The sequence below is a fragment of the Agrobacterium leguminum genome, from assembly GCF_015704895.1.
GTDB lineage: Bacteria > Pseudomonadota > Alphaproteobacteria > Rhizobiales > Rhizobiaceae > Agrobacterium > Agrobacterium leguminum.
In genome coordinates, this window is sequence record NZ_JADQWB010000018.1 from 76,578 (window position 1) to 89,648 (window position 13,071).

Below are 13,071 nucleotides of genomic sequence, written 5' to 3' on the forward strand. Positions count from 1 at the left end.
TCAAGTTTTCTTAGATGGAGGAAATAACGGTCAAAAACGGCGTGACGGCCCGCACCTTGCCGCCGAATGGCCGCACCACCGCATCGAGCGCGCGGATGGGGTCGGCAAGATCGAAGACGCCGCTGACGACGTTGTTTTTCAGGGCAGGGGTGGCGATGACCACCTTGCCTTTTTGCCAGCGGGCGATGCGATTGACCACCGCCGCGACCGTCTCCTTCTCGGCAATGAGCATGCCCGTGCGCCATGCCGCGATTTCCGAAGCTTCCCTGACGCCGCGGTCCATACGGCGCGATGCCTGATCGTAGGTCAGCCAGTCGCCTGCCGCCAGTTTCTCTCCCTCGGGAGAAGGCAGATCGGGCGATGTGGCCAGAACCAGCCCATGATCGACGGAGACGGAGATGGAGAGATCATCGCCCGAAACGTCGAAAGCGGTTCCGAGCGCCGTGGCGGTCAACGGTCCGTAGGCGACGGAGAAGGGGCGCGAGGCATCGGGCCGGACATCGAAATAGGCCATGCCGGCAAGGAGGTTCACCCGTCTTGCCCGCTCGCCGAAATCGACGGCGATTGCGCTGTCCGGTCCGAGCGTGACCATGCTGCCGTCCTCGAGGGGGATTTCTCTGATCTCGGCCGTCGATGTCAGATAATCGGCGCGGGCGCGCAACGTCACATAGGGTGCCAGCAGCGAACCGCCTACCGCCGCACCGAGACAGAGCACGCCGCCGACAAGCAGAAGACGCCGGTTGGGGTCGAAGCCCTTTTGCGAGGAACGAGCCTCCTCGGCCAGAATCTGGCCGGTCATGCCGTGGATCGCGGCGACTTTCGCCCAGGCGGCGGCATGGGCCGGTCCGCGCTCGATCCAGGCGCGTGCCGTTTCGATGGCAACGGGATTGCCGGGATCGTTCTGCAGGCGAATGGCAATATCCGCAGCTTCACGAAACAGGCGCCGTTCTTCCGACACTTCGTTCATAGGGAGCCTTTCAGGATTGCCGGAGACCGGACAACGTCACAGCCTTTGATATATACGAATGAGAGGCCGCATATTTCCGAATGAAAGAAGTTTAATGCGCAGGCCGGCGATTAAACGGCGATATCTGGAGCAAGACGACGGTTCCCGTCCTCTACAGACCGTTCAGGCGATCCTCTATGTGCTCATAGGCGTCGCGGATCAAAACCCAGGTGCGGGTGGTGGACATGCCGAGCTTCTGCGCCACTTCGCTGATCGTCAGGCCGCCCATCCGGTGCAGCTGAAAGGCTTCGCGCACCCGCCGCGGCAGTTCCGCAAGCGCCTGTTCCACCAGCTGCAGCCGCTGACGGTCATAGACGATGGTTTCGGCCGATGGCGATGGGTCGATGATGGCATCGAAGGCATTCTGCGGCAGGTCGACACGGCGGAGGCTGCGTTCGCGGCGATAATGATCGATGCTGAGATTACGCGCCACCGTATAGAGATAGGATTTGGGATTGTGGGAAGCGGCACTTGCCGGCGGCGGTGAGGCAAGCACCTTCAAAAACGCATCCTGCGCCAGATCGGATGCCGTTTCAGGATCGATACCCCTGCTGCGCAGGGACCTGACAATGCCCTTCGCATATAGCCGGAACAATTCCTGCAGATCCCAACTCAAGAGCCTTGCCTTCCGGTAATCGACCCCGTGCCTGCCCGGTGAACGGACGGTCGGTGTGTCGAACGATGCAGCCGTCGGTCGATTATGTGCAATCGGTGCCGAATTCGAGAATATGCGAAGCGACGGCTTCGATAAGCAGGGTCGCCCCGCAGGCATGATATCATCGGCCGTTGATGTTGCCGGTATCATGCTTGCGGGGCGACGGTAAAGTAAAACAGTCGCTGTATTATGGATTAGTCTGTGACCTTTCCTGCGTATATATCAATTACCGCGATGAACGATGCAGACTGCGAGTAAAGGTTGTTATTCGGCGGGTTGCGCCACGGCCTCCATATCCGACCGTCCGCGATCTCCGGAGAGGCTGCGCTGGCCGAGCGCGATGATGGCGACTGTCGAAAGGCTTGCGGCGACGGAGACCCAGAAACCGTTATCCGGGCCGAAATTGTCGATCACCCAGCCGGAGACGAAGGCGCCGAGCGCCATGCCGATACCGATGCCGGTCATCACCCAGGTCACGCCTTCCGTCAGCATCGATTCCGGCACGCGACGTTCGATCAGGCCGAATGAGGTGATGAAGATCGGCGAGATTGCAACGCCGCTGAGGAAAACGGCGAAAGCGAGAAGTGCTACCGAGGTGTTGGCGACAAGCAGCGGCAGGGCGGTGAGCGCGAGCACGCTGACGGCGATCAGCAATTGCCGTTGCAGCGGCATTTTGGGGTTGAGCGCGCCGAGGATGAGGCCGACCACGAAGGAGCCGATGGCATAGACGCCGATGACGAGACTGGCGGCCCCCGGCTGGCCAAGCTCCTTGGTGATTGCGACGGCGCTCACCTCGGCCGTGGCGAATGTCGAGCCGACGAAGATCAGCGCGAGCGTGATGATCTGGACCGGGCGCAGGAAGATGGCCGAACGCTGCCGGCGGCCGCTTTCAACCGGACGTACCTTGGGCTCGGTCGAGCGTTGCAGAAGGAAGGCAAAGGTGCCGAGCGCCAGGAAGGTGGTGCTGATCATCATGCCCGCTTCCGGAAAGAGCGAAACCGCAAGGCCAACGGAAAGCGAGGCGCCGGAGATGTAGACAAGTTCGTCGGCGGCGGATTCGAAGGCGAAGGCGGTGTTCAGCTCCGGCCGGTCGCGGAAGATTTCCGTCCAGCGGGCGCGCATCATGGCGGGAATGCTCGGCATGGCGGCGGCGAGGAAGGCGGAAAGGAACAGCGTCCAGGCGGGCCATCTCTGATTTGTCGCGATAATCAGCGCCGCAAAGGCGATGACCGAGACGATGGTGGCGGGGATGAGGACCTTGCTCTGCCCCTTGCGGTCCACCAGCCGGGAGATTTGCGGGGAGAGGGCGGCATTGGTCAATGCGAAGGTTGCCGAGACGGCGCCGGCCAGCCAATATTCGCCATGAGTCTGGGAAAGCATGGCGACGATGCCGATCGGGGCCATGGCAATGGGAAGACGGGCGAAAAAACCGGCGGCGGAAAAGCCTTTTGCGCCTGGAGCCCGGAAAATTTCTCTGTATGGATTAGACATCGGGATGCACCTTGTTCTAAGGGTGTCCACCACATACATACGTGGCGTATGTGAATGAGATAATTGCATACGACGCGTATGTCAACTAATATACGCGTCGTATGTAGAAAATGGAGAAGAAATGCGCAAACCTCGCAGTGAAATGATTGCCGAGACGCGGGCGAAGCTTCTGGCTGCCGGTCGCAAGGCCTTTGGCAGCATCGGTTATGCGGAAGCGTCGATGGACGACTTCACCGCTGAAGCCGGTCTCACCCGTGGCGCGCTCTATCACCATTTCGGCGACAAGAAAGGCCTGTTGCTGGCGGTTGTGGCCGAAATCGATGCGGAGATGACGAAGAGGCTCTGTGACATCTCCTCGAGGGCCGCGACCCGGTGGGAGGGCTTTGTCGAGGAGAATGTCGGTTATGTGCGCATGGCTCTCGAACCGGAAATCCAGCGGATCATGTTTCGCGACGGGCCGGCCGTGCTCGGCGATCCGTCGCGCTGGCCCAATGCCAATGGCTGTATCTCGGCTGTCGCCCGAAGCCTGGATGCGCTCCGGGAAGAAGGCACTATCGGCAACATCGATCCGGAGGCATGCGCCCGCTTCATCAATGCGGCGAGCAGCAGCGCCGCCCAATGGATAGCCAATTCCGACGACCCGGAAACGACCTCGAAACGGGCTGTCGGCAGTTTCCGGACCTTTCTGGAGGGATTGCGGGTCAGGAAAGACTGACCCGCATAGCTGCCTATCTGTTATTCCGGGTCGGCTAGGCGATCATCACGGAAAATGTGTAGAAATATCTGGAATAGATACAGATCATGTTATTGGTAGCACCTGTTTGACACCTCTGAGGTCAAGGTTATGGTCGACAAGCCGTCGGAAAAAGCGTCCGGAAGCGCGCCATCGGATCAATCGCCGAAGCTTCTTTCAGGCGGCAATCCCCAGATTGCAAAAGGATATGGCGACGCGCCGGTGCAGGCCTATATTGCCGCCATGCCGGGCTGGAAAAGTGCGGTCGGTGGCCGTATCGACAGGCTGATCGAAGGTGTCGTGCCCGGTGTGCGCAAGGCTGTGAAGTGGAATTCTCCCTTCTACGGCATGGAGGACGATATCTGGTTCCTCAGCCTTCACTGCTTTACGAAATATATCAAGGTGACCTTCCTTAACGGCGCATCCTTGCAGCCCTTGCCGCCCGGCACTTCCAAACATCCGAAAGTCCGTTACCTCGATATCCGCGAGGATGCGTTCGATGAAACGCAGTTCGTGGAGTGGGTGAGGCAGGCAAGTGTGTTACCCGGCGAAAAAATGTGAGCGAACGGGTTTACCGGTGCGACAGGCTCTTGGGCATGCGATGATCGCGAAATAGGCCGACGAATCATGCCGGTTTTCCTGCCTCTTAAGGATCGCGTCGCGCTGCGGATGATGAGAAATCGCGGGCTGTCCGATACAGTTTTTCCGGAGTGAAGAAAAACCGGCCGATCCGGCCGATTTCTGTTTACTTTTGCCGGGGTTGCACGCCATCACGCTCACTGAAGTCGCTGCCAGGCGTATCGCAAACCACGGAGGATGAGATGAAGGCACTGGTGCTGGAAGAAAAAGGCAAGCTCTCGCTCAGGGATTTTGACATTCCGGGTGGAGCGGGATCCGCTGAACTCGGGCACAAGGATGTGCGCATCCGCACCCATACGGTCGGTATCTGCGGCTCGGACGTCCATTATTACACCCATGGCAAGATCGGTCATTTCGTCGTCAACGCGCCGATGGTGCTCGGCCATGAAGCGTCTGGAACGGTGATCGAAACCGGTGCCGAGGTGACGCATCTGAAGGTGGGCGACCGCGTGTGCATGGAGCCCGGTATTCCCGATCCCACATCGCGCGCCTCCAAGCTCGGCATCTACAATGTCGATCCGGCTGTCCGCTTCTGGGCGACGCCGCCCATTCATGGTTGCCTGACGCCTGAGGTCATTCATCCCGCCGCCTTCACTTACAGGCTGCCCGACAATGTGTCCTTCGCCGAAGGCGCCATGGTAGAGCCCTTCGCCATCGGCATGCAGGCGGCGCTCCGGGCACGTATCCAGCCGGGCGATATCGCTGTCGTCACCGGGGCAGGTCCGATCGGCATGATGGTGGCGCTGGCGGCGCTTGCCGGCGGTTGCGCCAAGGTCATCGTTGCCGATCTCGCCCAGCCGAAGCTCGATATCATCGGTGCCTATGATGGCATCGAAACCGTCAACATCCGCGAGCGCAATCTCGCCGAGGCCGTCTCGGCGGCGACCGACGGCTGGGGCTGCGATATCGTCTTCGAATGCTCGGGCGCAGCACCCGCCGTGCTCGGCATGGCGAAGCTGGCGCGGCCGGGCGGCGCGATCGTGCTGGTCGGCATGCCTGTCGATCCGGTTCCGGTCGATATTGTCGGCCTGCAGGCCAAGGAACTGCGGGTCGAAACGGTTTTCCGTTACGCCAATGTTTACGACCGGGCAGTTGCGCTCATCGCCTCCGGCAAGGTCGACCTGAAGCCGCTGATTTCCGCGACCATTCCCTTCGAAGACAGCATCGCCGGCTTCGACCGTGCGGTGGAGGCGCGGGAAACGGACGTGAAACTTCAGATCGTGATGCCGCAGTAAAAGATCGCGTGCCGACCACCGATGCCTGCCACCGATGATTGAGTGGCGGAGATGCTGCGGAAAAGTATGAGTGCGGCCTGCCGTTGTCCGGCGGTCCGCACTCCAAAAATTTACCGGATATCGCCTCCGGGTGAGCATTGTTTGAGCGGATCACGCCGAATTGTGCAAAAAAATCGGCGCGGCCGCCGAGTTTCTGGCCAGTCCCATGCGGCGACTATTCAATTCCCGACAAAAAAGAGTCAAAAAAGTATCGGTAATTTCTTCGGCGTGATGTGGAAGCACAGATAGCGCACGCCATATGCTCCTCATCAACGCCTGGGACGAGCCATAAAGAGGAATGGCTCTGCTCCGCAAATGCGGCGGACGTGTCGATGGGAGGAACTATGATGCAGCCCGATCTGGAACTGGTGCACATCCGCAAGGGCGAATCCTTCGCCGCCTGGCGGCATGGCTATCCGTTCCGCACCGTGCGCTGGCATTATCATCCCGAATACGAAATCCACCTCGTCGTTGCCACGTCAGGCACGTTTTATATCGGCGATTTCGTCGGGCGCTTCGGCCCCGGTCAGCTCATCATGACCGGTCCCAATCTCCCCCAGAACTGGATCAGCGAGATCGAGCCGGACGAGATCGTGCCGACACGCTCTCTCGTGATCCAGTTTCCGGAGGCTTTTATCGAGGATGCATGCACCTCCATGTCCGAGATGGAGGTGGTGCGTGCGCTGCTGGACCGCAGCCGCCGCGGCATTCTGTTCGACGATGAAACGAGTGATCGCGTTCGCCCGCTGATCCTTCGGCTGATCGAGGCGCAGGGGCTGACGCGGCTGGCGATTTTCTGGGAAATTCTCGATCTCCTGGTCAACGCGCCGTCTTCCGAGGTGCTGGCAAGCCTGAGCTACGAGCTGGACCTGACCGGCATCGGCGACAGCGGCATCAACCGCGCGCTGTCGCATCTGCGCCAGCACCTGACCGAGCAGGTCGAGGAAATCGACCTCGCCGAAATGGTGGGCCAGAGCCAGAGCGCCTTTTCCCGCGCCTTCAAGCGTCACACGGGAACGACGCTGGTACGGTATCGCAATCAGCTACGTATCGATCTCGCCTGCCAGATGCTGCTGGCGGATCAGGAGGTCAAGGTGGCGGAGGTCTGCTACGATGTGGGCTTCTCCAATCTTTCGAATTTCAACCGGCATTTCCTGAAATTGAAGGGAATGTCGCCGTCGAGGTTTCGCACCATATTCGCAGCCCAGAAGGCAGCGGTCATGGCGGATTAAACCAGCGACACATCACCGATTTTTTAGAATTCGGGCAGAAGGCTGTCCGGAAACGGGGTCTTGTTGCCCCAATTTTCCAACCGGGAGGAAGAGTGAGATGAAAATGAAGTCCAGGTTTCTGATGGCGACAGCCGCAATTGCAATGATGGCCGCTCCGGCGCTGGCGCAGGAAAAGCTGAAGATCGGCATGACCTTCCAGGAGCTGAACAACCCCTATTTCGTATCGATGCAGGAAGCGCTGAAGGAAGCTGCCGCAAGCATCGGCGCCGACGTTGTCGTGACTGACGCCGGCCACGATGTGGCAAAGCAGATTTCCGACGTCGAAGACATGCTGCAGCAGAAGATCGACATCCTGCTTTTGAACCCGACCGACAGCGCCGGCATCGAAGCCGCCGTTCACGCCGCCAAGGCTGCCGGTGTGACGGTCGTTGCCGTCGACGCCAACGCCAACGGCCCGGTCGACACCTTCGTCGGTTCGAAGAACCGCGATGCCGGCTACATGTCGTGCAAATATCTCGGCGAGGCCCTCGGCGGCAAGGGTGAGGTCGCGATCCTCGACGGCATTCCGGTCGTGCCGATCCTGCAGCGCGTCGAAGGCTGCAAGGCGGCGCTTGCCGAATTCGCCGACATCAAGCTGGTCGATACGCAGAACGGCCGTCAGGACCGCTCCGTTGCGCTTGGCGTCGTTGAAAACATGATCCAGTCGCATCCGAATCTCGCCGGCATCTTCTCGGTGAATGACGGCGGCGCGATGGGCGCCATGGCTGCGATCCAGGGCTCTGGCAAGGACATCAAGCTCACCTCGGTTGACGGTGCTCCGGAAGCGGTGAAGGCGATTGCCGACGGCACGCCTTTCATCGAAACGACCGCGCAGTTCCCGCGTGACCAGGTTCGCGTTGGCCTTGCCATGGCGCTCGCCCAGAAGTGGGGCGCTCGCGTCGTGCCGAAGGAAGTGCCGATCGACGTCATGGTCGTCGACAGCAAGAATGCCGGCGAGTTCAGCTGGTAAGATCTCCTCCCAGGTCCCGTCCCCGTCTTGTACGGGGGCGGGGCAGTCCCGACCATTGAGGAGGGTGAAATGCTGGAACTGAATGGAATAAGAAAAAGCTTTGGCAAGATCGAAGTCCTGCGCGGCGTCGACCTTCAGGCGCGCCCCGGTGAGGTGCATGCGCTTCTGGGCGAGAACGGCGCGGGCAAGTCGACTTTGATGAAGATCCTGTGCGGCATTTTGCAGCCATCGGAGGGAACGATCCGCATCGACGGGCAGGATCGCCGCTTCGCCAATTACGACGAGGCGATTGCCGCCGGCATCGGCATCGTGTTTCAGGAATTCAGCCTGATCCCCTATCTCAATGCCGTGGAAAACATGTTTCTTGCCCGAGAAATCCGCGGGCCGCTGCGCCTTTTGAACAAGGGCGCGATGCGCAAGCGCGCGGCTGAAATCATGAGCCGTCTGGCGGTGGATGTTCCGCTCGACGTGCCGGTGCATCGTCTTTCCGTTGCCCAGCAGCAATTCGTCGAAATCGCAAAGGCGCTGTCGCTGGATGCGCGCATTCTCGTTCTCGACGAGCCGACGGCAACGCTCACCCCCTCCGAGACGGAACACCTGTTCAAGGTGATGCGCGAGCTGCGGCGTCAGGGTGTGGCGATCATCTTCATTTCGCATCATCTCGAAGAAATATTCGAGATTTGCGACCGCATCACCGTTCTGCGCGATGGCGAGTTGATCGGCTCCTGCCTGACGTCGGAGGTCGACAATGACCGTCTGGTCGAGATGATGGTCGGCCGGCGCATCGAAGCCAGTTTCCCGCCGAAGCCACAGCTCGATCCTTCCGCCGCAAAGGTGATCGAGGTGGAAGAGCTGCAATTGAAGAAAGGCGGTCCCGTCTCGCGCTTTACGCTGCATAAGGGTGAAATCCTCGGTTTTGCCGGGCTTGTCGGCTCAGGGCGCACGGAAACGGTTCTCGCCATGCTGGGCGCGCATTCCGCCTCGCGCCGCAAGATCAAGGTCGACGGTGTGGACACGCGTTTTTCCGGCCCTGATGAGGCGCTGATGCGCGGCATTGGCCTGCTGCCGGAAAGCCGCAAGGAGGAGGGGCTGATCACCAGCTTCTCCATCCTGCAGAATATTTCGCTGAACAATTATCGCAAATACCGTAAGGCCCACTGGTTCCTCGATCTCAAAAAGGAACTGGAACACACAACGAAGGCCATGGCGCAGGTGCAGGTCAAGGCGCAGGGGCCCTTTGCCCGCGTCGACACGCTATCGGGCGGCAACCAGCAGAAGATTGTCATCGCCCGCTGGCTGAACCATGACATGCGCGTGCTGATCTTCGACGAGCCGACACGCGGCATCGATGTCGGCGCAAAGGCGGAAATCTATTCGCTGATGCGCGAGTTCGCCGCCAAAGGCCATTCGATCATCATGATCTCCTCGGAGCTGCCGGAAGTGATCGGCATGTCCGACAGGGTCTGCGTCTTCCGTTCCGGCGGCATCGTCGCCACGGTCGAGGGCGAAGACATCAATTCAGAAACAATAATGACAAACGCCACCACCGGGAGAGTTGAACATGTCGCTTGATGCAAACACCGGCACTGCCGCGAAAACGGGCGGCTTCAGTCTCAGCGCCATGCTGCGTTCACCGCTCGCCCTGCCTCTGGCGGGTCTCATCGTCGTGTCGATCCTGATGGGACTTGCGAGCGACAATTTCTTCAGCCTCAACAACATCATGAACGTGCTGCGGCAGGTCTCCGTCGTTGGCATCCTCGCCGTCGGCATGACCTTTGTTATCCTTACCGGCGGCATCGACCTGTCGGTCGGCGCGGTCATGGCGCTTGTCGGCACATTGTCCGCCGGCCTGATGGTGAATTCGGGCCTGCCTGCCTCCGTTGCCTTGCCGGCCGGTCTCTTCATCGGTCTCGGCATCGGTATCTTCAACGGGGCGCTTGTCGCCTGGGGCAAGATGCCCGCCATCATCGTCACGCTCGCCACCATGGGCATGGCGCGCGGTCTCGGCCTCATTTATTCCGGCGGTTATCCGGTCAGCGGCATTCCGAGCTGGATTTCCTGGTTCGGCGTCGGCCGTATCGGCGTCGTTCCGGTGCCGGTCGTCATCATGGTGGTGATCTATGCCATCGCCTGGGTGCTGTTGCAGCGCACGGCTTTCGGCCGCCATGTCTATGCACTTGGCGGAAACGAGCTGGCGGCCCGTCTTTCGGGTGTGAAGACGCAGCGCGTCAAACTCGCCGTCTATGGCATTTCGGGTGTCACCGCAGCGCTTGCGGCCCTCATCCTCACCGGCCGCCTCATGAGCGGTCAGCCGAATGCCGGCGTCGGCTTCGAACTGGACGCCATCGCGGCGGTCGTTCTCGGCGGCACGGCGATTGCCGGGGGTAGGGGCCTCATCCTCGGCACGCTGATTGGTGCGGTGCTGCTCGGCATCCTCAATAACGGCCTCAACCTCATGGGCATCAACCCCTATCTGCAGGATGTCATCAAGGGCGGCATCATCCTGCTGGCCATCTATATCGGGCGCGAATGGCGCTGAGCCGGCCCGGAAACATCTTCATAAACGCAGGAGAATTAAATGTCTGAATCGCTGCAAGGCAAGATCGCGGTCATCACCGGCGCCGCATCCGGCATCGGGCTTGCCACAACGGAAGCGCTGCTGGAACAGGGCGCAACCGTGGTCATGGTCGACTGGAACGAGAAAGCCTTGAATGAACTGGCCGCCAGACTTGGCGACCGCGCCATTCCGCAGGTCACCAACCTTCTGGATGCCGACAGCTGCAACGCCATGATCCCCGAAATCCTCGGGAAGGTCGATCATATCGACATTCTCTATTGCAATGCCGGCACCTATATCGGCGGCGATCTCACCGAAACAACGCCCGAAGCCATCGACAAGATGCTGAACCTCAACGTCAACGCCGTCATGAAGAACGTCCATGCCGTCGTGCCGCATATGTCGGAGCGCAAGACCGGCGATATCGTCGTCACCTGCTCGATCGCCGGCCACTTCCCGACCTATTGGGAGCCGGTCTATTCGGGTTCGAAATGGGCGATCACCAGCTTCGTGCAGGGCATGCGTCGCCAGATGATCCCGCACGGCGTGCGTGTCGCGCAGGTGTCTCCCGGCCCGGTCGTTTCCGCACTTCTCGCCGACTGGCCGGAGGAAAATCTCCGCAAGGCCAAGGAATCCGGCAGCCTCATCGATGCGAGCGAAGTGGCCGATGCCGTTGTCTACATGCTGACGCGCAAGCGCACGGTCACCATCCGCGACATGCTGGTCTTGCCGACCAACTTCGACCGCGTTTAAAAATCTCCGGAGCGGCGGAAAGACCGGAAACGGTCCCGCCGCTCAATCCTGTTCAAGCACCGGATGATCCGCTCCGAGGAGTATCGTAAATGGCTTCCTATCTGATTGGCGTCGATGTCGGGACCGGCTCGGCGCGCGCCGGTGTCTTCGATGTCGCGGGAAAGCTTCTCGCCACTGCCAAACGCCCGATCAGCATGCATCGCGAGGATGGCGGCATTGCCGAACAATCGAGCGGCGAAGTATGGCAGGCCGTTTGCGATAGCGTTCGGGAAAGCGTTTCCCGCGCCGGCATCGATCCCGCCGAGGTCGCCGGCATCGGTTTCGATGCCACCTGCTCGCTGGTGGTGCGCGGACCGGAAGATGAGACCCTGCCGGTGGGCGCACCCGATCATCCCGAGCGCGACATCATCGTCTGGATGGATCACCGCGCCGTTGAACAGGCGGAGCGCATCAATGCCGGCGAACACGCCGTGCTGAAATATGTCGGCGGCCGTATTTCCCCGGAAATGCAAACGCCGAAACTGCTTTGGCTGAGCGAAAACAGGCCCGACATCTACGCGCGTGCCGAGCACTTCTTCGACCTCACGGACTTTCTGACATGGAAGGCTTCGGGCGCGCTTGATCGCTCCGCCTGCACGGTGACCTGCAAATGGACCTATCTGGCCCATGAAAACCGTTGGGATGCGGAGTATTTCACCCGCATCGGGCTTGGCGATCTCGCCGAGCAGGGTTTTCGCCGCATCGGTCAAAGCGTCGTCCATCCCGGCACGGCGCTGGGTAACGGTTTGACGGAAGATGCTGCAAAAGCCATGGGTCTGGTTGCTGGCACCGCGGTTGCGGCAGGTCTGATCGACGCCCATGCCGGCGGCGTCGGCACGGTGGCTGCGGGTGGCGATGCATCGCGATGCCTCGGTTATGTTTTCGGCACTTCGTCCTGCACTATGACGACAACCGCCGAACCCGCCTTCGTGCCGGGGGTATGGGGTCCTTATTATTCCGCCATGGTTCCCGGCGCATGGCTCAATGAAGGCGGCCAGTCTGCCGCCGGCGCGGCCATCGATTACCTGGTGCAGCTGCACCCGGCCTATGCCGAGGCGAAGGCGCTTGCCGACAAGGAAGGCAAAGCCTTGCCGGTATGGCTCGCTGACCGGGCGCTCAATCTTGCCGCATCCGCTTCCGCTGCCGCAAAGATCGCCGAGGATTTTCACGTGGTGCCGGAGTTTCTCGGTAACCGCGCGCCCTTTGCCGATCCCCATGCCCGCGCTGTCATTGCCGGTTACGGCACCGAGACCGGCGTGGATTCCCTTGTGGCGCTTTATGTGGCCGGCCTTCTCGGCCTCGGTTACGGGCTTCGCCAGATCATCGAAACACAGGCCCGCAATGGTGCGCCGGTGGAAACCATCAGCGTCAGCGGCGGGGCGGGTGCGCATCCGCTTGCCCGGCAGCTACTGGCGGACGCGACGGGGCTTCCCGTGGAACTGACTGAATGCGAGGAGCCGGTGCTTCTCGGCTCGGCCATGCTGGGCGCCGTCGCCGCCGGAACCTATCCGGACCTGATGGTCGCCATGCCCGCGATGTCGCGTATCGACAGCTGTGCTGCGCCCGATCCAGATTTTCAGAAGATTCATCAGGCGCGGTACGACGCGTTTCTGGTGCTGCAAAATGCCGCGCGCGCCATTCGTGCCGCCAGCCATTGAACCACGTCACAAGCTCATATCGTCC

Annotated in this window: 12 protein-coding genes; 9 read left to right on the plus strand and 3 right to left on the minus strand. The window is 60.8% G+C overall.

Annotation, left to right across the window (positions count from 1 at the left end; translation table 11 throughout):
* Positions 1–10 precede the first annotated feature (10 nt).
* The 3 genes from I3J13_RS21110 to I3J13_RS21120 form a co-directional block, all read right to left on the minus strand.
* The gene (locus tag I3J13_RS21110; RefSeq protein ID WP_196380115.1) at positions 11–967 is read right to left on the minus strand and encodes a FecR family protein; all 957 of its coding nucleotides are present in this window, start codon (positions 965–967) and stop codon (positions 11–13) included.
* Positions 968–1,118: 151 nt separating this feature from the next.
* Positions 1,119–1,622, minus strand: a complete 504-nt coding sequence (locus tag I3J13_RS21115) for an RNA polymerase sigma factor (RefSeq protein ID WP_020812324.1) — start codon at positions 1,620–1,622, stop codon at positions 1,119–1,121.
* A 303-nt stretch (positions 1,623–1,925) separates the two neighbouring features.
* On the minus strand, positions 1,926–3,152 hold the full coding sequence (locus I3J13_RS21120; RefSeq protein WP_196380116.1) for an MFS transporter: 1,227 nt from the start codon (positions 3,150–3,152) through the stop codon (positions 1,926–1,928).
* Positions 3,153–3,273: 121 nt separating this feature from the next.
* Between I3J13_RS21120 and I3J13_RS21125 the strand changes: the two genes are divergently transcribed.
* The 9 genes from I3J13_RS21125 to I3J13_RS21165 all read left to right on the plus strand — a co-directional run bounded on the left by I3J13_RS21125 (position 3,274) and on the right by I3J13_RS21165 (position 13,046).
* Complete coding sequence (locus I3J13_RS21125; protein WP_196380117.1) at positions 3,274–3,867, plus strand: TetR/AcrR family transcriptional regulator; 594 nt, start codon at positions 3,274–3,276, stop codon at positions 3,865–3,867.
* 129 nt (positions 3,868–3,996) lie between these two features.
* A complete protein-coding gene (locus tag I3J13_RS21130) occupies positions 3,997–4,446 on the plus strand; it encodes a DUF1801 domain-containing protein (protein WP_196380118.1) in 450 nt (149 codons plus the stop codon).
* 260 nt (positions 4,447–4,706) lie between these two features.
* Positions 4,707–5,759: an NAD(P)-dependent alcohol dehydrogenase gene (locus I3J13_RS21135; RefSeq protein ID WP_196380119.1), complete on the plus strand. Its 1,053-nt coding sequence runs from the start codon at positions 4,707–4,709 to the stop codon at positions 5,757–5,759.
* Between the two features lie 386 nt (positions 5,760–6,145).
* Positions 6,146–7,030, plus strand: a complete 885-nt coding sequence (locus I3J13_RS21140) for an AraC family transcriptional regulator (protein ID WP_196380138.1) — start codon at positions 6,146–6,148, stop codon at positions 7,028–7,030.
* A 97-nt stretch (positions 7,031–7,127) separates the two neighbouring features.
* Positions 7,128–8,039: an ABC transporter substrate-binding protein gene (locus tag I3J13_RS21145; RefSeq protein ID WP_196380120.1), complete on the plus strand. Its 912-nt coding sequence runs from the start codon at positions 7,128–7,130 to the stop codon at positions 8,037–8,039.
* A gap of 69 nt (positions 8,040–8,108) precedes the next feature.
* Positions 8,109–9,611 (plus strand): sugar ABC transporter ATP-binding protein, encoded by a 1,503-nt coding sequence (locus I3J13_RS21150; RefSeq protein WP_196380121.1) that lies wholly within the window; start codon positions 8,109–8,111, stop codon positions 9,609–9,611.
* Positions 9,601–10,578: an ABC transporter permease gene (locus I3J13_RS21155; protein WP_020812316.1), complete on the plus strand. Its 978-nt coding sequence runs from the start codon at positions 9,601–9,603 to the stop codon at positions 10,576–10,578. The genes I3J13_RS21150 and I3J13_RS21155 overlap by 11 nt, the downstream gene beginning before the upstream one ends.
* Positions 10,579–10,617: 39 nt before the next feature.
* Entirely contained in the window at positions 10,618–11,349 is a 732-nt protein-coding gene (locus tag I3J13_RS21160) for an SDR family oxidoreductase (RefSeq protein ID WP_135398321.1), read from the plus strand.
* 89 nt (positions 11,350–11,438) lie between these two features.
* A complete protein-coding gene (locus I3J13_RS21165) occupies positions 11,439–13,046 on the plus strand; it encodes an FGGY-family carbohydrate kinase (protein ID WP_196380122.1) in 1,608 nt (535 codons plus the stop codon).
* Positions 13,047–13,071: the final 25 nt, after the last annotated feature.